Consider the following 20,049-nt stretch of genomic DNA (forward strand, 5'->3'; position numbering starts at 1 on the left):
TCATGATGGTCACTTTTTATCAGGAAGCCAATAATGGCCGCAACTGACCTTGAGCGTCTGGTTGTACAGCTGTCGGCTGATATTACCAAATTTGACAGGGCGCTTTCGCGTGCGCAGGGGATTTCCAACCAGCGCGCTCGCCAGATCGAGACGCGCTTCTCCCGGATGAGCAAGGCTATCAATTCCGGCATCTCGTCGGCGGCTGTGGGCTTGGGAAAGGGGTTTGCGCTAATCGGCGGCGCCCAGGGGCTGAAAACCCTGACGGATAGCGCGACCCGCATCGACAATGCGCTCAAGGTGGCGGGCCTTTCGGGCGAAGATCTGGAGAAGGTTTATCAGAAGCTTTTCGCGGACGCGACGAAGAACGCTGCGCCAATCGAGACTTTGGTTGGGCTCTACGGGAGATTGTCTCTCGTTCAGGGCGAGCTTGGTATATCCTCAGACCAGATCGTCGGGTTCACCAATAACATCGCCCTTGCGCTTCGTGTCGGTGGATCTTCTGCCGAAGAAGCATCCGGTGCATTGCTGCAGCTTAGCCAGGCGCTCGGCAGTGGAACTGTTCACGCGGAGGAATTCAATTCCATCGTCGAAGGTGCTCCGACCATCCTTCAGGCCGCAGCGGCAGGCATCAAGCAGGCAGAGGGGTCGGTCGCGAAACTGCGCCAGATCATGCTTGCCGGCAAACTGTCATCCAAGGCATTGTTCGATGGCTTCCAGGCGGGCGCTCCGATTTTGGAGCAAAAAGTTGCTGGCGCGGTCCTGACGATTGACCAGAGACTGACCAATCTGCAGACATCGCTGATCAATGCTGCTCGTGAGTTCAACAATTCGTCGGGTGCAGCCAACACCTTTGGGTCGGCCATCGATAATATGGCGACCTTCATCAATTCCGTTGATATGGACGGGTTGGCGCAGGAAATCGGCAGCATCATCAATGCCCTTAATCAGGGATCGGCTGCAGCGCAAAATCTTGCCAACTGGATTGGTAAACTGTCCGGCCTGCAGAATGTCGGGCAGAGCGTCATAAATGCATTCGACACCGATGGCGACGGTAAGATATCTGCCTTCGGCGGTGCGCTGACGATTGAATCGACGGTGAGCGCATCTGAAAAGCTCGCGTCGATTTCCCAGAAGCGTCTCGATCTCGAAAAGGAAATCACCGATCTCCAGTCGCAGCCGGAACGGCGGGCGCGGGCCAATGGGTCTCTGCTCGACAGCAAGAAAGCGCAGCTTGCGGCATTGCAGAGCCAGGCAGACAAGGTTGCTGGCAATGCGATACAGGACACGCTCAACAACACAAAAATCGAATATCCGACTGCTGCGCCGAACCTCGGGGTAAGCCCCTCGGCCACGGCTGCCAAGCCTGGCACTTCGGCGAAGTTCACGCCGATTGACATCAGCGATCCGAAGTACAAGCCGGTTTCGACCGGGTCTGGCGGTGGCGGTCGTAAAGGCCGGGGTGGCAAGAGTGATGATCTTCAGCGCGAGGTCGCGCAGATCAAGGAGCGAACGGACGCGCTGAACGCCGAAACAGACGCTCAGTCCAAGATCAATCCTCTGCTGAACGACTATGGCTATGCTGCCGAATATGCCCGCACCCGCCAGGAGCTGCTGACCGCTGCGCAAAAGGCCGGCACGACGATCACGCCTGAACTTCAGGCGAAAATCGATCAGCTGGCCGCGTCCTATGCCAACGCCTCCGCAAAGTCGGAGATGCTGGCCGATAAAAACGAGCAGCTTAAGCAGACCAAGGACGATGTGAAATCCTTCCTCGGCGAAATCCGCCAGGGCCTGACCAATGGCGAGGACTTCTGGAAGTCCTTCGGCGATGCCGGTCTTTCCGTGCTCGACAAGATCATCTCGAAGATCGAGGACCAACTGGCGAGCGCCATTGTCGGCGCCTTCTCTGGTGGGGGTGGTGGCAGCAAGGGTGGGCTGTTCGGTGGCCTGCTCTCGATCTTCGGCCTGAAGGATGGCGGCGTCGTCAAGGCTGCGACCGGCGGCAAGGTAAGTGGTCCTGGAACGGGACGCAGCGATAGTATCCCGGCCATGCTGTCCGATGGCGAATATGTGGTGAACGCGGCTGCGACCAAAAAGCATGCGGCGCTGCTGCAGGCCATCAATTCCGGCAAGGCGATCAAACTTGCTAATGGGGGCGCGGCGAACGGCCTGTCCCTGCCCAACATCAAGCGCGCCTCGGGCGGCTCTTCGTCGCCTTCGCCGATGGACGTTCGGGTGACAGTCGAGGATGACAAGTTTCAGGCCTATGTCACGAAGCGCAGCAACGAGGCTGTCTCGTCGGCGTCGCCTGGCATCGTCAGCAAGTCGGTTAGCTACGCCAACACCACCGCTCCCTCCGCTGTCTCGCAGGCGCAGGATAAGCAGGTGCGCAACTGGAGGCAGAAGTGACGATCATTCCTGTTTGGCCGGTCGGCGTCCTCAGGCCGCAATCCTCAAGCGTGAACCCGGTGCCCTTTTCGCGCGGCAACACGACATTGGGCGGCCAGCACGTTTCGACCAATACGGATGCCGGTTTCTGGTCGATCAAGCTGGAGAACATTCCGCTCCGCAACCGAGACCGGGATCAGTGGCGCTGCTGGAATGCTATCCGCTCCATCCTAAAGGGCACTCCGGGGCGTATCGCCGTCCCGGCAATGTCCTCCCATTCCGCGCCCTATGTCAGCGGAAAATGGGAAGCCTCGCCGGAGGTGCCGCACGACGATGACACGCTGTTCGATGACGATACACCCTATGTTCAGGGCGCCATATCGGTCGTGTCAGTCGGCGTGACGGACATCAATGCTGGCACGATGAAGATGCGCATTATCAACGGCTATGACGATCTCTCTGGCGTGCGTTTTTCCTATGAACACGCACTTTATGAAACAGGCCGTATCTTGAGCGAGGAGGACGGTGTCTGGGAGGTGGAGATCACGCCGCCTGTTCGCGCCGTCATTCCGGCTGGCGCGGATCTCGAATTTGACGAACCGACTTGCCTTTGCTGCCTTGAAGTGGACAGTGGGATGGATCTCGCCAACGCACTTGTCGGCAAGTCAGTGCTGGCGACGGTCAATTTCATCGAAGACACCGACTACTGGAACCGGCTCGCGCTCGGGCTGGAGGTCTGAGTGGCATCCGGCCGCGCACTGCGCATCCTGCTGGATTTCTATCTGCCGGCGGGAACGATAAGGGTATGGGACGGCTCCGGCGGTCCCTTCATCGATCCTGACGGAAACGTCTATCGGGCCTGCCAGCTTGCCGACGGTGCCTTGCAGTCGATCCAGACGGCAATGAACTCGGAGGCCTATTCGCTCAGCCTGTCGCTGATCGGCGTCGACGAGACGATGGCCAACAAGGCCTGGGAGGATGACGAAAACGAGACGGTCATCGGATCGAAGGTCGTCATCAAGATCCAGTACCTGACTGATCGAGGCCAGCCGATCGGTGATCCAGATGTGAAATTCACCGGCCGGATCAACGATCTGTCCTTTTCCGACGAAGCCAGCGACGACGGGATCAAGTCGACCATAACTGTCGACATTGCCAACCGGTTCACGCTTTTGACCCTGACAAGCGGCGTGGTCCTGTCTGATGTCGACCAGCGGGCCCGGTCGAAAAAGCTGAACCCGACGCAGACGGCCGATGATCGCTTCTGTGAACGTGTACCGATCATGCGCGATAAGACTGTCAAATGGCCGAAGTGGTGAAGGCTTGTGGCGGCGATGCCCTATCTGCCTTTCTCGCCCATAACGCCAGCCAGCCCTGGTCCCCTGGATCTGAGATTGATTGCTGTCTGGTGTTGGCGGAGTGGGCAATCTGGCTCGGTCATCCTGACCCGGCCGCCTGGCTGCGGGGAACATATGAACAGGGGCAGGGTCAGATAGACGCACTGATCACGGGCGGCGGCGCCGTCGCGTTGGTCGAGCGCTGCGCCATGTCGATCGGCGGCGTGCCGGTCGATTGCCCTCGGCGCGGCGATATCGGTGTCGTTGGAAGCTCGAAGCTCATTACCCGCCAGTTCGGCGTCATCCATGATGGCAATGGCTGGCTGACACGGACACGGGATGGATTCGTCCCTGTGACGGCAAAAACCCTTTCGGCTTGGAAAATCTAAATGGGTCTTGAATGGATTGCGCTGGCGGTCTCGTCGATCGCCACGACACAGCTCGCCGCCACGGCGCTGTATCTCGGCACCTATGCCCTAGCCTATACCGGCCTCGCCTATGGCTCGATGCTGCTCAATGGGCTGGTGAACAAGACCGAGGTACCGAAGCCTGATGACGGGTCGTATAACCTCAAGCAGAACGTGCCGTCGCTCGCCTATGTCCTCGGCAAGACGAAGAAGGGCGGGGACTATGTCTTTCTCGAAGAAAAGGACGGGTGGGCTTATCACATTATCGTCTGGGCAGGCCATCGCATCAACGGCTTCACGCAGCACTACCTGCATGATGAACCCGTAACGCTTGGATTGGACGGATGGATCGCCAGCCCGGATCACTTCGAGGACCAGGTACAGATTCAGACGCGGCTGGGGACGAATGTCGGCGTTCCGTACAGCGACATTGTCACCAAGTTCCCCGACCTATGGACGAATAACCACCGTGGTGACGGGCTTGCCTCGATCATGATGGTGGTGACCGGCGTCCCGGCGGAGGATTATAGCGATGTCTTCCCGAACGGCATGCCGGAACATTCGGCGGTCGGCGAAGGCAGGGCGCTCTATGATCCACGCAAGGATAGCACGCAGGGCGGTTCGGGAAGCCATCGTTACGACAATGAGGCTACCTGGCAATATTCGTCGAACCTCGCATTGATGCGCCTTTGGCATCTGTGCAATCCGGTCGGCGGCAAGCTGTCTTTCGAAGACATGTATATGCCGGAATGGATCAACGCCGCGAACGTCTGCGACCAGCAGGTGACCAATCGCAGCGGCGGGTCTGAGAACCGGTATCACGGCGGCTTCTGGTTCCGGGCCGAAAACAGTCCGACCGATGTCGGTGCCATCATGGACGATGCCGGCGAGATGGTCGTCTATGAGCGCGCTGATGGTCTGGTCGGCGTGCATGCCGGTGAATTCTTCGAGCCTGATATCCGGCTGGTGAAGTCCGACATCATCTCGATTAACATCAACAAGAACAAGGCGGATGCGAACACAGTGCTTGCCGTGCGCGGGCAGTATGTCAACCCCGACAATGCCTACAACACCGAAGACGCGGCGATCTATGGCGATCCCTATGCCGAAGCCGACGACCTGACGGAGAGGACGAAGACCTATCAGAGTGAATGCGTCCAGTCCCACAACCACTGCCAGCGCAAGCAGAAGCTGACCTTTATCCGCACCAACGCGCGCAAGATCTCGCTGGTCGCGACCTATGAAGCGGCCAAGAATGCGCCGTACCGCCGTTTCATCAAGGTTCACTATCCGCCTAAGGCTATTGAGGCGACCATCGAGATCATCGAGACGCCGCAGATTGATCTGCAGGCAATGACGATCTCGCTTTCGGGCATCATCGTCGATGCGAGCCTTTATGATTTCGACGCCGCGACCGAGGAAGGGACGCCTGGCAATATTGTCGAGATCAACGACAGCAGCGGCGTCCCGGAACCGGTCGGCGTCAGCATCTCGGTTATCAACGAGGTCGTTTCGGGCGGCTCCACGGCGGCGCGGATCAAGGCCACGTGGACGCATTATTCGGACGCGCTGACATATCAGCTTCAGTGGGTCAGAACGGATGGGTCTTCCGCTGCCGAATCGGTCTACTCGACCGCTGGTGATGACGAGGTGTCGTCAGGTTATCTTGTCGATGGAGCCGAATACAAGGCGCGGCTGCGAGCGTGGGGGAGTACCACTAGTTCCGACTGGACGGACTATGTCCCTCTGACCGCGACGGCTGATCCGGTGCCTCCGGACTCGGTGACGAATGCCTCGGTATCTGTCGATGACGACGATGCAACCTTCATCTGGACAGCGCCGAACAGCAGTAACTATTACGCCTGCCGGATCTATATCGGCCTGTCGGATACCTTCGCCAACGCGACCTTGATGGCCACGGAATACGGCGGTCCCGGTCTGGCTGATCAGCGGACCATCCTCAACATCGAAGACGGCCACGATTATTACGGTTGGCTCGTCGCCATCAATGCATCTGGCGTGGCAGCGCCGGCTGTCTCTGTCGGCATGTTCACTATCGCCGCCTGATCAACTCTGAAAATCTGAACCTTTGCCCTGCGTTCTCGCGGGGCGCTTTTGCATGGGGAATGGCATGGTCGATATAACCGCAGCCGAAGTGTGGGACGATTATGTCTCCAGCGGCATTCCGTCTTCCGGGAAGAAAAAGCCGAAAAAGTCGGAGATCCGCAAGTGGGGTGCCTGGGTTGAATCCATTATCGGTGCTTTCACGTCGAATGGCGGTCTGATTTATACCAGCCTTACGACGTTGAACGCCGACCTCGCCCATGACGCCAACACAATGGCGTGGGTTATTGATGGCACCACTAGTGGCATCTACATGAAGGTTGGCGCCTCTGGTACTGGTTCTTGGCTCCGGGTATCGAACCTTCCTTTTTCGTTCATCATTGGGTCGGACGTAGGATCTGGAACGGCTAATGCTATCTTGATCACTACAGATGTGCCGGTATCTGATGGTGCGATTATCGCATTCAGCCTTGCCAGAAGCACCACGTCTTCCCCTGTAACTGTTTCCATAAACAGCGGCTCCATTCTCACCATCAAGAGCAACCGTGGCTCAGATGTGTCCGGTCTATCGGCAGGCATGGAAGTTTGGGGCCGAATTCACTCATCCGACAGCACCTTCAGACTGATCAGCGATCAGGACGTATCGCTCCTAATCGATCAGGCCAAAGCCGAATTGATCGATGCCGCCGAAGATATCCGCGACCAAGCAGCCGCTAGCGCAACCGCAGCCGCCGCATCCGCCACCCAAGCCCAGACTTACGCGGAGATGGTCGGCGCTGCTGTCTACGACTTCAACTTTGATAGCGACCCGGAAACTCCCGGTTACGACTGGAACGAGGAATAATAAAGATGACACGTGTACCCAGACAGTTGGCAGGGCTTGGCGCCTCCGACATCGCTGACGCTACGGCTTTCGATGTTTATATTGGTCCTTCGCGTGAGGTGACAGTTGATCCAACCCGTGGAATTTTGGCCCTTCATGACGGGTCTACGGCCGGCGGCAAGCAGTTCAGCATCAGTGATGACCTGCCAGACCCTGTCGCGTCCACCCTTTTGCGGCAGAAGTCTGACCTTTCTGGCTACGAGCCTATCACTGCTACACAGCTTCAGGATTTCACCACGAGCCTCTCATTCGCGGCTACGGCAGGCGGACTGCGTCAGTGGGGCACGCGAGTTGCAATCGGGCAGGGTGCGCTGGCAGCTATGCCGCAGTCCAGCGTCGGAAGTCAGGCACTCGTTGTTTTGGGAATGAATGCAGCGCCTGCTGCGACCGACGCAAACGGCGGGGTGGTGATAGGTCATGACGCGCTGAAATACGCGGCAATCATCCCGTATCAGATTGTGGCGATCGGCCATCGCGTTATGCGTGATCTTATGGCGTCGAGCACCAGTCTTAGCTCGGAGCCAGGGAACCGAAACACGGCGGTCGGCGCCCTGTCCTCGGTTTTCATGACGACTGGCTATCAAAACGTCTCTTATGGCCGGAACTCAGGTGGTGGCGTCTCCACCGGCTACCAGAACACTGCGCTTGGAACGGACGCATTGGGCGGCTACGGCCCCACTGGTCTCTCTGGCGAAATCCAGAATTACGCGCCTATTACCGGCTATCAGAATACTGCGGTGGGCTATCGGGCAGGTAAGAGCCAGCTTGGGGCGAATGAGAACACCCTCATGGGTGCCCGTGCCGGGAGCGCGCTCAAGAATGGCGGACTTAATACGGTAATTGGGTCGGGAGCCCTTATCAACGGCGAGTCCGCGAATGGCATCACAGGCAATGTAATCAAGAGTTCTACCGTTCTTTCGTCGACATATGTTGTGTCTGGTTCCACGGTAACCCTTACAACGCCTTCGGCGCATGGGGCGGCGGTCGGCGATACAATTCTTCTGACTTACGCATCCGGCCCCTGCTATGACAAAACGGCAGACACGGATGTTCCGGCTGTCGTTGTTTCTGTTCCGTCCACAACGACACTGACGTTCGCTGCTGAGGCAGCAGCAGCGGGTAGCGGTAACTGCACCCTTAACCAGGTCATTGGTCAAACCGCAGGCAGCACGGTTACACAAGCTACAGTAGTGGGCCGGGGCGCCTTGTCGGCCTATCTCAACGGTCAGGGCGTCGTCGCAGTTGGGTATAGTGCATTCAACAATCTCCAGACAGGTAGCAATGGGGTTGCTGTCGGGCGTTTCGCCGGCTCGGTCAATGTCGATGGCACCAATAACACGAGTTATGGCGACAACGTTTCCTGCATCGGTCAGGGCTCTCGCGTATCGGGCACCAACCAGTTGCAGTTGGGCGACACGGCCACCACGGTATACGCTCAGGCAGCCGTGCAGGTTAGATCCGACGAGCGCGATAAGGCAGATATCCGCGACACGGTGCTGGGGCTTGACTTCCTGATGAAGCTTCGCCCGGTCGATTACCGATGGGACATGCGCGAAGACTATATCGAGCCGTTCCGCGATCCGCCTTCTCTGCCGGATATTGACCGTCCTGAGGGTCTTGAATCCCCGGGTGCTGAGCCCACCGACAAAACGAGCGAAGCCTATCAAGAGTGGGCCGCTCGCAGCGCAACGTACTCGGAAGACCTTGCCGCTTACAAGGAACTTCAATCCGCCTACGAGGCGGCGATGGCGTCCTACAACGAGGAACTTGCCGCTTGGCAGACCGAGAAGGATGCTTATGACGCAACTTGGTCGGAATGGTTCAAGAACCCTACAAGGGACGGCTCGAAGAAGCGCGAACGCTTCCACCATGGCCTGATCGCGCAGGAGGTCAAGGCTGTGATGACGGATATGAGCGTTGATTTCGCTGGCCTGCAAGATCACTCAGTCAATGGCGGCAAAGACGTTCTGACCATGCGTTATGAGGAGCTTATTCCGGCACTGCTCAAGGGCATGCAGGAACAGCAGGCGATGATTGTGGAACTTCAGGCGCAGGTGGCTGCGGTTCAGCAAGGGAGCCAAACGCCTCCCATAGATTGATCCGCTTCGGGTTCCACGGCCTGAGATCCGGAGCGCGCTCTCTCAGTTGATCAGCGAAGCGGTCAGGCTCATCAAAATCCATTCCGGCGAGATCCTTGAAGCTAAAACTCCACCACTTAAGGTCGAGAAGGTTCTCGAATATGTTAGGTGAGAACCTGTGCCTGATGAATCTAGCGGGTACGCCGCCTACAACAGAATAAGGTGCGACATCCTTCGTAACAACGGCACCTGTGGCAATGATGGCGCCGTCGCCGATAGTTATCCCACGCGCTATACGTACGTCGGCGCCAATCCAGACGTCGTTTCCTATTGTCGGCATTAGCTTCTGTTTATTACGCACCGAGACAAACTCGCCAATGCCGAAATCTTTATATGCCTGTCGAACCCATCGAGTTTCGGCGTTGCATACCATTAAACTGGTTGTTACCGCCTCGGCTGGGTGACCCCACCCAAAAACTTCGACGTTTCTGGCAATCGAACAATACCTTCCAACCTTGATGTCAAGTGGAAGACCGGAGGCGCTGTAAGAAAACGCGCCAAAATTAAGGATCGAAAAACCAACTTCACGGAACGTGACGTATGGCTCTACAACAGTTTTCTTGTGGATCGTTAGTCTGTCGCCGACCTTCCAGCGGCGCTTAGCCCCTGGCTTCTTTTGCTCGTCATCGTAGACACGTATGCGATCAAGAAATTGCAAAACTTCGTCGTCAACTACGACTTTGAAAACCTTACCTTCGTCTTTTAAATGCATCTCACACAACTAGCCCCCAGGTTGTGCTGGCACGCTAGACGAGTTCATGCGGGTGGCGCAAGTACAACTTTTCCTAATTAATTTCGGAGGAGCCCATGAACCGGGAGAAGCCCGCGCCTGTGAAGGCAGCGGTGAAGCGGAGCTTTGTCTCCTCGCTGGATGTGTTCGGCCTTGAGCCGGTGGAACACTTCGGCCGCGTCTTCAAGAAAGCGTGGTCGATCCGGCTCAATCTTCTCGCCGGCTTCTTCGCCGGCTTGGAAATCGCTCTCCCCATCCTCGATCAATGGATCGTCATTCCTCGCGGCCTCTTCGCCGCCATGTCGGGCTTCACCGCCATGGCCAGCACCGTCGCGCGCCTCGTCGCCCAACGCTCTGTTTCCAATCCACCCAAGGACGAACCGAATGCCGACACAGCCCCTCAACCAAAAGTCTAAGCGCGCCGCCGCTGCCATTGCCGGGATTGCGGCCGTCTCCGTTGGAGGGATGGTGGCTCTCTTCGGCGGTGAGAAGCCTGTCCATGATGATGTTGCCCTTGCCAGCGCGGCGCTCGTCCAGCCGTGGGAAGGGCGATCGCTGAAGGCTTACCTCGATACGATCGCAAAGCCGCCCGTCTGGACGATCTGCGACGGCGACACGACGAACGTGAAGGCTGGCACTATCGAGACGCCACAGGGCTGCAACAGGCGCCTGGCTGTGAAGATGGAGCGGGACTACCGGGCGCCGCTCACTCAGTGCATCAACGGATGGGAAGGTCGGCCGATCGCATGGCGGGCGATGATGCTTTCCCTTTCCTGGAACATCGGAACCGGTGCTGCCTGTAATTCGACGGCGGCAAAGCTCGGTCGGGCCGGGCAGTACCTTGCCAGCTGCAACGCTGCCACGGCGTTCAACAAGGCTGGCGGCAAGGTCATCATCGGCATCGTCCGGCGCCGGGAGAACGGGGACGCTACTCGGATCGGGGAAGGCGAGCTTTGCGCAACCGGGGTGAGCGGCTGATGTTCAAAAACCTCTCCGACATCATCAAGATCCCACTGGCGGTTATCGCCGGCATCATCATCGCTGCTGTCTTCCTCCTGTTCTTCTACGAGGGCCTGAGCCTGCCGATCATCGGTCAGGTGATTGATGGCCGGGTGGCGAGGGCTGAGAAGGCCGCGACGGCCGACATGGTCAAGCAAGCCGATCTCGACACGGCAAACGGCCTCCTTCTCAAAGCTCAGCGGGAAGCCGCGTTCAACGCCTCCATGGCGCGCTCTGCTCAGCAGCAGGCCAGCCAGGCCCAATCCGATCTCCAGACAGCAATGGAAAAGCACGATGCTGCAGCAGCCAAAGACGAAGCCGAACACCCTGACGACGGCGGCCGCTGGTCTCCTGCTGATAGTGATTGGCGGATGCGCCACTGATCAGCAGGCCTACAGCACGGCAGTGGTGACGAAGGCCATAGCCGAAGCGCCTACCAATCTACCCGACTGGCCGGCGCAGTGCAGCGCCGACATGCCGGTGGTAGTGCCGAAGGACGGCGAAAAGTTCCGGTTCATTCAGGATCGGTGGGAGATCGTCCGCGATAACGAGAACAAGAAGAACGCCTGGTGCAGCCAGTTCTACGCCGATGCCAAGGCCAATGCGGCGGGTGGCGTCCAGAAATAATCGTCTCCAGCAAAAGAGGATCGCATGGCCAAGAAAGTCTACCTCATTACGAGGCGCGGGCTTGCGTACCGCGTTTCTACATCGCCGCCCGCAGAGGGTGAGCATGGCGTCCTTTTCGAAAGCGAGAATGGTATCGCTTGGGATGCCTCCGAAATACAGGGCGGTGGGGTGATATACCCATCGTGGGTCTCTGTCGCCGACGATGGATCGAGACCGTTGGTTTCGGCTAATCCGACGCTCGGGCAGTATTGGGTCAACGGTATCACCTACACCAGCAAGGCGGAGTTCGAAGCTGCCGAACTGGCGGCAGTACTCGCCAACGGATACCAGTCGATGACGTTGGTCGCTTGGTATACGACCCCCGCCAATCACTCTGCTGTGCAGGTGATCTGGACGCTCTCAGATGGAACGACATCCAACCGGATCGCCAATAGGCGTCAGGTGTCTCCGAATATAGCCCTCAACGTAGGTTTCGGTGGTGTCGAACAGGCCGGCACCTCCGGCATATCTGTCGGTAATGCGGCTCAGTCTGCCGATAGCACTGCGATCAGAACAGCATTTGGTTGGGCGCTGAATGACCTTATAGTTTCAGTTGCCGGTGCTGGTACCTCCGATCTCTCTGCATCGATCCCAACGGGGCTCAATAACATCGTCCGCCTATCGAACTATGACACGGTTTGCACGCGCTACGATATTTGGCCCTCCAAACTATCGACTCTTGAAACGCTATCTTGGACAGCGGCAGATAACGCTCTGATGGCCAACGGTGACAGCTTCGTTGAAGGTGGCGTAAATGGCGGTCCTGTCTTCCCGTCAATTTTGCAGTCTACGTCCGGTCGAACCGTTCTGAATTATGGCAAGGGCGGCAACACCATCGAGCAAATCATGGCACGGCAAACGCGCTCTCCGCGTGCCAAGAACTTTACGCAGATCATCTGGGATGGCGATCAGAACGGGATTGTTTCAGTCTCCGATTACATCGCCAAGATCAAGGCTGGCATGGCGGGATACGGCAAATTCATCATCCTCCCGCCATTTGTCGATCGGGGGCAGACCGATGTCTCGCAGGAAGTCGCAATTCGTGACGCCATGGTAGCTGAGTTTGGCAGCAAGGTTCTCGATTGGCGAGATTTTGCAACTCTCGACGGTAACGGCAACCCGACAGACGCGATGTACTTCAAAACCGATGGTACGGACAACATCCACGGTTCGACCGCCCTGATGAACGCTGCTGCAACAGCGGTCGTGAATAAGCTTACGGCTTTGAGCTATTAACCCACCGCCCTAACATCAAAAGCGATATCGGTTATTCCTTCGGCGGCGTTTCTTCTCGCTGCCGAAGGGCTTCAAGAACAGCCTCGCGGATGAACTCGGCACGCTTCTGCTTGCCGACGATCGCATCGATACGATCCGGCACGTCAGCCGGGAGCCGGACTAGAACCGGTGTTACGTTCAGTGGTGGTCGCCCCATTCTTGCTGGCGTATCCGATATCGGAAAGTTCGTCAATTTGGCCTCCAAAGCGATATCGCTTATTGACGGAGTAACCGATATCTCTTATATCGGCAATGTGAGGACGGCGAGCTTTCATCCTTCGGGATGAATGATAGGACTTTTCGAGATTGATCTATCGCCTAGATCTCGTGCCGACCGAAGCGGAACAAGGGCATGCCGGGTGGCCCAGACTTCGGACCCGGCAACAATTCGCCCGATCGGGTACCGGAAACAACACCCGCCACGCCTCTCAATGATGCGCACCCTGGCGGGTTTTCTTATCCCCCGTCGCCCTAGAACCAAACGCGAGGCGACAAACCGTTCGCCTCGCGCATCCGATCATACCAATCTTCGACTGCCTTGGCTGCCTGCCAGTGTTCTTGCTCCCATCCTCGATGTGGCATGATGATACGGTGCTTGAAGCCGTCCTTCCCATGAGCGCCGCCTGACCACATGAATTCATTCTTGTGGGTGTGTGTCGTCAGGTCTCGCATGACCCGGCCGATATAGATCGAGCCGTCATAGCCGCTCCAGTCCTCATGGCCTTCTCCGGGCCACGTAACCCGCCATTCATATTTTCTCTGCCACGCGTCCGTCATCAGCGGACGGAAACCCATATCCACTCCCCAGTCAAGGAAATCGAAATGAGCGATGGCTATCGAGGGACCGGCGTCTGGATAAGGCTCCAGCATCGCTTCGGCCCTCGCATGATGGAGTGGTTCTATTCCATTCATATGATCGTCTTCGGTGGCGTGCTTCTGCTGCCATCGCAAACGTTCAACCAACCCGCCTTCATGTCGTTTCGCGACCTGGTGCCGTCTGAAGACGCGTTGGGCTGGACTATGCTTATTGTCGGCTGCATTCGGATTATTGGGCTTGTCATCAATGGCGCCCGAAAGCAGGTGACGCCCCAGATCCGGCAATTTTCGGCCGCTGTTGGATGTCTCATCTGGACAGGCATAACTTATGGCTTCGCATCCTCTGACGTCGTCAGCACATGGATTGCCATCTACCCGTTCTTCGCGATTGGAGAGCTGGTGAACATCAATCGCGCTGCTCGTGATCAAGGGGAAGCACACAATGGCACAACAACTGTCTGAGCTACCGCCGCTTGCTCTGATCGCATTCGGCGTCACCGTCGCAATCATTTTCGTTGTTCGTTACGCCGGGATCTCCGCCGGCGCCAATTCATCGCCCCAGAAAAGCGCGACGACGGCCGAAGTCGCCGCTGTCATCGTAGACCCGACCGCCCTCAATAATGCGACGGCTGCCGTTAAGGAGCTTGCCGCAGAGCTGAAGGTGGATCGGGAGCAAAAGGATGATCATGTCCATATGCTGTGTCGGCGTCTGGAAACGCTTGCCAGCGAGATGGAAGGGCTTACCCGTTCAATCGGTGCTCTCGTTCTTGAGATGGCGCGGAAGCGCTAGAGTTCGTTCTCGAACAGGTAGAGGTTGTGGCGATCGGCAACAACCCTTCCGGCGTTTCTGGGGTTGGCGTATGTGCCGAGGAAGACAGCTGCGCTACGCCAGCCTCCGGCATCCATGATGGATTTGATGTCCATGCCCATCGCCAGCGTGTTGTTGGCGAAGGCGTGCCGGCCGCATGTATGCGATGGCTTATAGGTCAGTCCCGCGCGCTTGCAGACGGCCTGAATGCGCTCGTTGACCGAGTGCCGGCACTTGTAGCGGAATACCCTGGCGTCTGGCTCGGCGATCTCCGATAGCTGATAGAGCCGTGCGACGAGCTGGTCCGTCAAATACCGCGTCGAATTTCTTTCTGTCTTGGTCTTGACCAGCAACGCAGTCCTTCCGACGAGATCCACATCCTTCCACCTGAGGCCGATTGCCTCGGAAACGCGCGCGCCTGTCTAGCTCATGAACATGACCAGCGCCGCAACATGCGGCAGGCCATCTTCCGCGCACTGCCGAACGAAAGCATGCAGCCAAGCCTGCGATGCCGCCTTCTTCCTCTTCGGCCTTTCCTCCTTAAAATTCCTGATCCGGACGACTGGTCCCCATCCTCGATCGTAGGCATGGTTGCAGGCGGCTCGGACCGGCGTGATGACGCAACGGTTTCGCGTCGCGTTGGTCTGCGTCGGATATAGCTCTTTCGCAAGCTCGCGGATGTCGAAAGGAAAAATCTCGGTCAGCATCTTCGTGCCGATCAGGGGCAGGATCTTCGGCAGATACTTCTTGTCGCCGCCGTGCAGCATATAGCTGTCAGCTGCGTCGGCGAATGTCTTTGCTGCTGGAAATGGCTGGATCGATGTGGCCGGAATGTTCGGCCTGAACGTCATGTTCATTGTTGGCTCCGGTACTCAGAACAAACCCGGAAGCGGACCGTTTGCGGACCGCTTCGATGAAAAAGCCCGGAACAGACTGTGATCAAATGGTGTTGCCTGTCCCGGCAAAGGTGGGTTTTCGCGAAGCCATCGCCGTTCGGGACGTGGGGGTCGAGTGTTCGAATCACTCCACTCCGACCAGTTTGAACACTTTCCCGAAAAATCCCCTTCATGTTTTCATGATCAATATCAGATGCGCCTCGCACGGCTCGCGGCGTGATTCTGTATCGTGATGTGTTTTCCTGTTTATGTAATCTGAGGTTGCTTTATCATCTCGCCGGGACCGGCGGGGGATGAACCATGCGCACTGGCAGGATGAGCGGCAATGCACCGTTATCGCATTGCATCGGCGGTGAAGTGATCGGGGAGGGGCGGCCATGAGTGTCGGCATCCGCTTCTCCGAGGTCCGAAAGCAGGAATACCGCGCGATCCTTGCCAGGCGAAGGCGATTGAAGAGCGCCGGTCTTGAGACATCAGGCAAGGATGGGCGCCCAGAGGATCTTTTGGGGATAGCCCTGTCGGGCGGCGGCAACCGATCCGCGGTCTTTTGCCTGGGCGCGCTTCAGGCGCTCGACGCATTCGGGCTGATCAGGAGGGCGGACTATCTCTCCACAGTGTCCGGCGGCGGCTATATCGGTGCGGGCATGGTCGCGGCGATGACCCGCGGCGATGTCAAATCTCACGGCTTTCCCTATGCGGCAGGAAACGGCCCGAAGACGGGCAGCGGTGAGGGAAGCGACCACGGAAACGATATGAGTGATAGCGAGGCAGTCAGCCATATTCGCGATCACAGCCGTTATCTCATCCCCCACGGGCTTTCGGACGTCCTGGTCTCGGCGGCCATCCTTCTTCGCGGCATTGCGGTCAATCTGTTCCTGATCCTGTTTCTCATTGTCCCGCTTGCGACCGTCAACGTCCTCAACAATCCGACCGTCGACCACCTCGGCAGAAGCGCCTTTTATGATGTCGCGGCCTACTACCTGTCCAATATAGTGCCATTGCCACAGTTCTCCGGCCTGAAGACCGAGCCGCTCTTGGCAACAAAGGCTTTGGGTCTGGCGCTTCTTGCCTACCTGATCGGCTGGGGCCTGTGGAAATCATTGCCTGAGCGGCAGGGAATGAGGCCCGAGAACCGCGGCAGGGGCGAGTTGTCTTCAACCGGCATGACAGTCGCACGGTTTATGATCGTGCTGTTCCTCGGTGTCGCCATGCTGGAATTGCAGGGGCCGATCCTGACCTGGCTGGCAACGACCTACGAAAAGACGGAGGGGGGCCAGACCTCCTACCGGGCCTTTTACGTCCTGCTGGCTGGCATTGTCGCGGCCACGGCCAGCCAGCAGAAGCGCCTTGCCGGCTGGATCGAAAAGGGTTTCGACAGTCCGCAGTTCAAGATGAAGCTGAGAGCGGTTCTGTCTCACGTCCTGTTGTTCATCGCCGCCCTGATCGTGCCTTTGCTGATCTATGGCGCCTATCTTCAGATATCGCTCTGGGGCATCCAGTGGGCGACGTTCTGCCTGCATGCGCGCATCGCCATCGAAGCCTGCCTCCCACCGGATTCTCCGGCCTTCGTATCCTCGGCCTGGGCCGCCTATGTGCTGCTCGCGGCCATTCTCGTTATGCTCGTCTGGGAAGTGGTCGTCTTCGGATTTACCGTCAGGGGCCGCGATACCCTTCGTCTGCTGGGCAAGAGGTTGCGCGAACCTGACAACTGCACGCCTCGCATTCTCTGCGCGTGTCTTGCCCTGATCATATTTCTCCTGCTGTCGACCGTGGCCACACGCGGATTTGGGCCGGGTGGCGACGCCCATGTCCGTGCCGTCGCCTATCAGGTCGCCATCAACTATGTGCTCGCATCCGTGCTGGTGGTGCTGCTGACGATGAATTTCGCCAACAACGCCAATTCGCTGCATCGGCTCTACCGCGATCGCCTGAATGTCGCTTTTCGCCTCGGCGGCAAGGGCAAGGGCCAGCCGCTCCTGCTGCACGAGCTGAACGATGCGGCACCCTATCTGCTGATCAATGGCACGCTGAATGCGCGCCTGTCGCAGGATACGCTCGATGAGGTGAAGAGGAGTGCCGGGCAGGCGGGTCTTTCCACCCGCACGGCCGATCCCGCCATGCGCGGCCGCAATGCGGAATTCTTCCTGTTCTCCCGTTTTTTCGTCGGCAGCGACACGACCGGCTATACGGATGCGAAGCTGATGTGGGAAAGGGACAAGGAGCTCAACCTTGCCAGTGCCGTTGCCATTTCCGGCGCGGCCGTCTCGTCCGCCATGGGCCGGATCAAGCTCGGCCTTCTCAGCCCGACGCTGGCACTCTTGAACCTCAGGTTGGGATATTGGCTTGGCAATCCGCGTTATGCCGAAACCCCCACCGCCGAACTGCCGCCCAATCTGCCCTGGCACGATTTTTTCAATGCCTATCTGATCGCGGAATCATTCGGCCTTTTGCGGTCGGACAGTTCCAAGGTCTACGTCACCGATGGCGGCCATATCGACAATATCGGCCTCTACCAGCTGCTGAAGCGCAAATGCGAGCATATCATCATCATCGATGCCGAAGCTGATCCGGCGATGAATTTCGGCGCGCTGGTCGACGTCCAGCGTTTCGCCCGCATCGATCTCGGCTACCGGATCGTTCTCGACTGGCAGCACCTGCGCGATGCCGCCGCCGCGCGCCAGTCGGCCAAGGGGCAGCGTGTGCCGGCGAGCCAGACGGCTCTGCACGACTGCCATTTCGCCACCGGCTATATCGACTATGGCGACGGCAAGCGGGGAACGCTCCTCTATATCAAGGCCATCGTGACCGGCGATGAATCGGATTATGTGCTGGATTATGAGCGGCGCTTCCCGGCCTTCCCGCATGAGGCTACCAGCGATCAGTTCTTCTCCGAAGAGCAGATGGAGGCCTACCGCGCCCTCGGCTTCCACGCCGTGCGCCGTGCGCTCTCCGTGCCCAGTGACGAGCCGCCTCTGCCGGAAACGTCAGACAGCGAAAATACCCGCTGGAGCGGTGTTGCCAGGATGCGGCAGGCCCTGCACGTCACAGTGGGCAATCTCGAATGAGATCCTCACAGGCTCCCGCTGGCGGAAGCCTGTGAGGTGCTACGATTGGACGGGCGTCAGATATCGCTGCCGGCGCCCGAGAAGAATTCGGCGGCTTCCGCGGCCGTCATCCGGCGGATTTCCGTCTCGTCGCGCCGGTTGGCGAAGAGTTCGCTCGCCATCAGCTGTTCGGCGAGATCGGCCGGCAGCGACAGCACGACGCGCTGCTCGCCATCCTTGCTGCGATGGATACCGCCCAGGCCACCGCGCTTGGCGGTCACCATGCCGCCGGCCACCGTGTTCAGCGTATCCGGATCGATCAGGATGAAGGCACCGGTCGAGCGGTTCTGGTCATAGGCGTCGAAGACTGCCTGTTCCTCGAAGGAAAGATGCACCTTGCCGATGGCGTTCATGGCAAGCGCAGAGGCATGCGGCTTCCACTGGCCGGTGGCAAGTTCAAGCTGCGAGACCGGCTCGATGGTCACCCGCTGGCGCCGCGCACCGCTTTTCAGCCAGTAGCGCTTGCCAGGCTCGATGCCGCCCGGCTGCAGCGAGACGAGCTGTGCGTCGAAGGATGCGCCGGTCATCGGCTGGCCATCGATGGAGACGATCATGTCGCCGCGCGCCACATCCACCTGACGGTCGAGCACCAGCGTGATCGCGTCACCGGCGACGGCTGCATTGCGCACCAGATCGAAGGTGACGATCTGCTTCACATTGGCAACCGTGCCGGACGGCAGGATGGCAACGGAATCGCCCGGCTTGATCGACCCACCCGAGACGGTGCCCTGATAGCCGCGAAAGCTTTCGCCCGGACGCACGACGCGTTGCACCGGCAGGCGGAAACCGCCGGCCTGGGTGGAGCGGCTGGTGGCAAGCTCCAGCGCCTCGATCAGCGTCGGGCCTTCATACCAGGGCATTGCCTCTGCGCCGGAAAGCACGACGTTCTCGCCCTTCAGGGCCGACATCGGGATCGCCGTGATCTGCTTGACGCCAAGGGCCAGCGCAAACTCGCGGAATTCGTTGGCGATCTTCTCGAACACCGCCTTGTCATAGTTGATCAGGTCGATCTTGTTGACGGCGAGCACGAACTGGCGAATGCCCATCAAAGCCGCGATCGTCGCGTGACGGCGGGTCTGCTCCAGAAGCCCGGCGCGCGCATCCGCCAAAAGGATGGCGAGATCGGCGGTCGAGGCGCCGGTCACCATATTGCGGGTATATTGCTCATGGCCGGGCGTATCGGCGACGATGAACGAACGCCGGTCGGTGGAGAAATAGCGATAGGCGACATCGATCGTGATGCCCTGTTCGCGCTCGGCCTGCAGACCATCGAGCAGCAGGGCGAAATCCGGCAGGCCGAGATCGTTCTGTTGTCCGCTGTCGCGGGCAAGCGTTGCCGCCTGGTCTTCCTTGACCGCCTTGGTGTCCCACAGAAGCCGGCCGATCAGCGTCGACTTGCCGTCATCGACGGAGCCGCAGGTGATCAGGCGCAACGGACGCGTATCGCGCGACGAGACGCGGGCCGCGGTTTCGGCGAAGGGGATGACATTGGCCGAAGCGGCCTGTGTCGCGGCGGGTGCTGGTGCGGATGCGCTCAT

General features: G+C 58.7%; 20 protein-coding genes and 1 pseudogene. 15 read left to right on the plus strand and 6 right to left on the minus strand.

Going from position 1 to position 20,049, the window contains the following annotated elements:
• Window positions 1–33 precede the first annotated feature (33 nt).
• The 7 genes from NCHU2750_RS03210 to NCHU2750_RS03240 all read left to right on the plus strand — a co-directional run bounded on the left by NCHU2750_RS03210 (window position 34) and on the right by NCHU2750_RS03240 (window position 9,178).
• Window positions 34–2,409, plus strand: a complete 2,376-nt coding sequence (locus NCHU2750_RS03210; RefSeq protein ID WP_119939141.1) for a tape measure protein — start codon at window positions 34–36, stop codon at window positions 2,407–2,409.
• Window positions 2,406–3,128 (plus strand): hypothetical protein, encoded by a 723-nt coding sequence (locus NCHU2750_RS03215; protein ID WP_119939142.1) that lies wholly within the window; start codon window positions 2,406–2,408, stop codon window positions 3,126–3,128. The genes NCHU2750_RS03210 and NCHU2750_RS03215 overlap by 4 nt, the downstream gene beginning before the upstream one ends.
• Entirely contained in the window at window positions 3,129–3,707 is a 579-nt protein-coding gene (locus tag NCHU2750_RS03220) for a hypothetical protein (protein WP_119939143.1), read from the plus strand.
• Entirely contained in the window at window positions 3,692–4,114 is a 423-nt protein-coding gene (locus NCHU2750_RS03225; protein ID WP_162939467.1) for a DUF6950 family protein, read from the plus strand. The genes NCHU2750_RS03220 and NCHU2750_RS03225 overlap by 16 nt, the downstream gene beginning before the upstream one ends.
• Window positions 4,115–6,199: a phage tail protein gene (locus tag NCHU2750_RS03230; RefSeq protein ID WP_119939144.1), complete on the plus strand. Its 2,085-nt coding sequence runs from the start codon at window positions 4,115–4,117 to the stop codon at window positions 6,197–6,199.
• Between the two features lie 64 nt (window positions 6,200–6,263).
• Window positions 6,264–7,040, plus strand: coding sequence for a hypothetical protein (locus NCHU2750_RS03235; protein ID WP_162939468.1), 777 nt, complete (start codon window positions 6,264–6,266; stop codon window positions 7,038–7,040).
• A gap of 5 nt (window positions 7,041–7,045) precedes the next feature.
• A complete protein-coding gene (locus NCHU2750_RS03240) occupies window positions 7,046–9,178 on the plus strand; it encodes a tail fiber domain-containing protein (RefSeq protein WP_119939146.1) in 2,133 nt (710 codons plus the stop codon).
• A gap of 94 nt (window positions 9,179–9,272) precedes the next feature.
• Here the strand turns inward: NCHU2750_RS03240 and NCHU2750_RS31260 are convergent.
• Window positions 9,273–9,488: pseudogene (locus NCHU2750_RS31260) on the minus strand (DapH/DapD/GlmU-related protein); the annotation flags it as partial.
• A gap of 536 nt (window positions 9,489–10,024) precedes the next feature.
• On the opposite strand from NCHU2750_RS31260, the gene NCHU2750_RS03250 reads away from it, so the two are divergent.
• From NCHU2750_RS03250 to NCHU2750_RS03270, 5 genes are read left to right on the plus strand one after another with little or no spacing between them, the layout of a single operon-like run.
• Window positions 10,025–10,363, plus strand: coding sequence for a DUF7940 domain-containing protein (locus NCHU2750_RS03250; protein WP_245480322.1), 339 nt, complete (start codon window positions 10,025–10,027; stop codon window positions 10,361–10,363).
• Entirely contained in the window at window positions 10,332–10,925 is a 594-nt protein-coding gene (locus NCHU2750_RS03255; protein WP_119939148.1) for a lysozyme, read from the plus strand. The genes NCHU2750_RS03250 and NCHU2750_RS03255 overlap by 32 nt, the downstream gene beginning before the upstream one ends.
• Window positions 10,925–11,329: a hypothetical protein gene (locus NCHU2750_RS03260; protein WP_119939149.1), complete on the plus strand. Its 405-nt coding sequence runs from the start codon at window positions 10,925–10,927 to the stop codon at window positions 11,327–11,329. Before NCHU2750_RS03255 ends, NCHU2750_RS03260 begins: the two co-directional genes overlap by 1 nt.
• Before the next feature lie 25 nt (window positions 11,330–11,354).
• On the plus strand, window positions 11,355–11,573 hold the full coding sequence (locus tag NCHU2750_RS03265; RefSeq protein WP_162939470.1) for a hypothetical protein: 219 nt from the start codon (window positions 11,355–11,357) through the stop codon (window positions 11,571–11,573).
• A 24-nt stretch (window positions 11,574–11,597) separates the two neighbouring features.
• Complete coding sequence (locus NCHU2750_RS03270; RefSeq protein ID WP_119939151.1) at window positions 11,598–12,848, plus strand: SGNH/GDSL hydrolase family protein; 1,251 nt, start codon at window positions 11,598–11,600, stop codon at window positions 12,846–12,848.
• Window positions 12,849–12,879: 31 nt separating this feature from the next.
• Here the strand turns inward: NCHU2750_RS03270 and NCHU2750_RS30325 are convergent, their stop codons facing one another.
• Together NCHU2750_RS30325 and NCHU2750_RS03275 are read right to left on the minus strand one after the other, a co-directional pair.
• The gene (locus NCHU2750_RS30325; protein ID WP_162939423.1) at window positions 12,880–13,080 is read right to left on the minus strand and encodes a ribbon-helix-helix domain-containing protein; all 201 of its coding nucleotides are present in this window, start codon (window positions 13,078–13,080) and stop codon (window positions 12,880–12,882) included.
• Window positions 13,081–13,358: 278 nt separating this feature from the next.
• On the minus strand, window positions 13,359–13,682 hold the full coding sequence (locus NCHU2750_RS03275; RefSeq protein WP_162939471.1) for a hypothetical protein: 324 nt from the start codon (window positions 13,680–13,682) through the stop codon (window positions 13,359–13,361).
• 27 nt (window positions 13,683–13,709) lie between these two features.
• Here NCHU2750_RS03275 and NCHU2750_RS03280 point away from each other — a divergent pair, with 27 nt between their 5' ends.
• Both NCHU2750_RS03280 and NCHU2750_RS03285 read left to right on the plus strand, forming a co-directional pair.
• Window positions 13,710–14,165, plus strand: coding sequence for a hypothetical protein (locus tag NCHU2750_RS03280; RefSeq protein ID WP_162939472.1), 456 nt, complete (start codon window positions 13,710–13,712; stop codon window positions 14,163–14,165).
• Complete coding sequence (locus NCHU2750_RS03285; protein ID WP_119939154.1) at window positions 14,146–14,493, plus strand: hypothetical protein; 348 nt, start codon at window positions 14,146–14,148, stop codon at window positions 14,491–14,493. The genes NCHU2750_RS03280 and NCHU2750_RS03285 overlap by 20 nt, the downstream gene beginning before the upstream one ends.
• On the opposite strand, the gene NCHU2750_RS03290 is transcribed toward NCHU2750_RS03285, so the two are convergent.
• Together NCHU2750_RS03290 and NCHU2750_RS03295 are read right to left on the minus strand one after the other, a co-directional pair.
• Window positions 14,490–14,888 (minus strand): tyrosine-type recombinase/integrase, encoded by a 399-nt coding sequence (locus tag NCHU2750_RS03290; RefSeq protein ID WP_245480323.1) that lies wholly within the window; start codon window positions 14,886–14,888, stop codon window positions 14,490–14,492. The two genes, NCHU2750_RS03285 and NCHU2750_RS03290, sit on opposite strands and share 4 nt — an antisense overlap.
• Before the next feature lie 45 nt (window positions 14,889–14,933).
• Window positions 14,934–15,368, minus strand: a complete 435-nt coding sequence (locus tag NCHU2750_RS03295) for a hypothetical protein (RefSeq protein WP_119939156.1) — start codon at window positions 15,366–15,368, stop codon at window positions 14,934–14,936.
• Between the two features lie 416 nt (window positions 15,369–15,784).
• Here NCHU2750_RS03295 and NCHU2750_RS03300 point away from each other — a divergent pair, with 416 nt between their 5' ends.
• Window positions 15,785–18,472, plus strand: a complete 2,688-nt coding sequence (locus NCHU2750_RS03300) for a hypothetical protein (protein ID WP_119939157.1) — start codon at window positions 15,785–15,787, stop codon at window positions 18,470–18,472.
• A gap of 56 nt (window positions 18,473–18,528) precedes the next feature.
• Here NCHU2750_RS03300 and cysN read toward each other — a convergent pair whose 3' ends face one another.
• Window positions 18,529–20,049: a sulfate adenylyltransferase subunit CysN gene (cysN, locus tag NCHU2750_RS03305; RefSeq protein ID WP_119939158.1), complete on the minus strand. Its 1,521-nt coding sequence runs from the start codon at window positions 20,047–20,049 to the stop codon at window positions 18,529–18,531.

Source organism: Neorhizobium sp. NCHU2750 (assembly GCF_003597675.1).
Lineage (GTDB): Bacteria > Pseudomonadota > Alphaproteobacteria > Rhizobiales > Rhizobiaceae > Neorhizobium.

Bases quoted from the DNA above. Each gene is read 5' to 3' on its own strand.
- NCHU2750_RS03210 (WP_119939141.1), top strand. From the start codon at position 34: ATGGCCGCAACTGACCTTGAGCGTCTGGTTGTACAGCTGTCGGCTGAT.
- NCHU2750_RS03225 (WP_162939467.1), top strand. From the start codon at position 3,692: ATGGCCGAAGTGGTGAAGGCTTGTGGCGGCGATGCCCTATCTGCCTTT.
- NCHU2750_RS03230 (WP_119939144.1), top strand. From the start codon at position 4,115: ATGGGTCTTGAATGGATTGCGCTGGCGGTCTCGTCGATCGCCACGACA.
- NCHU2750_RS03235 (WP_162939468.1), top strand. From the start codon at position 6,264: ATGGTCGATATAACCGCAGCCGAAGTGTGGGACGATTATGTCTCCAGC.
- NCHU2750_RS03240 (WP_119939146.1), top strand. From the start codon at position 7,046: ATGACACGTGTACCCAGACAGTTGGCAGGGCTTGGCGCCTCCGACATC.
- NCHU2750_RS03250 (WP_245480322.1), top strand. From the start codon at position 10,025: ATGAACCGGGAGAAGCCCGCGCCTGTGAAGGCAGCGGTGAAGCGGAGC.
- NCHU2750_RS03255 (WP_119939148.1), top strand. From the start codon at position 10,332: ATGCCGACACAGCCCCTCAACCAAAAGTCTAAGCGCGCCGCCGCTGCC.
- NCHU2750_RS03260 (WP_119939149.1), top strand. From the start codon at position 10,925: ATGTTCAAAAACCTCTCCGACATCATCAAGATCCCACTGGCGGTTATC.
- NCHU2750_RS03270 (WP_119939151.1), top strand. From the start codon at position 11,598: ATGGCCAAGAAAGTCTACCTCATTACGAGGCGCGGGCTTGCGTACCGC.
- NCHU2750_RS03275 (WP_162939471.1), bottom strand. From the start codon at position 13,682: ATGGGTTTCCGTCCGCTGATGACGGACGCGTGGCAGAGAAAATATGAA.
- NCHU2750_RS03280 (WP_162939472.1), top strand. From the start codon at position 13,710: ATGAGCGATGGCTATCGAGGGACCGGCGTCTGGATAAGGCTCCAGCAT.
- NCHU2750_RS03285 (WP_119939154.1), top strand. From the start codon at position 14,146: ATGGCACAACAACTGTCTGAGCTACCGCCGCTTGCTCTGATCGCATTC.
- NCHU2750_RS03295 (WP_119939156.1), bottom strand. From the start codon at position 15,368: ATGAACATGACGTTCAGGCCGAACATTCCGGCCACATCGATCCAGCCA.
- NCHU2750_RS03300 (WP_119939157.1), top strand. From the start codon at position 15,785: ATGAGTGTCGGCATCCGCTTCTCCGAGGTCCGAAAGCAGGAATACCGC.
- cysN (WP_119939158.1), bottom strand. From the start codon at position 20,049: ATGAGCGCATCCGCACCAGCACCCGCCGCGACACAGGCCGCTTCGGCC.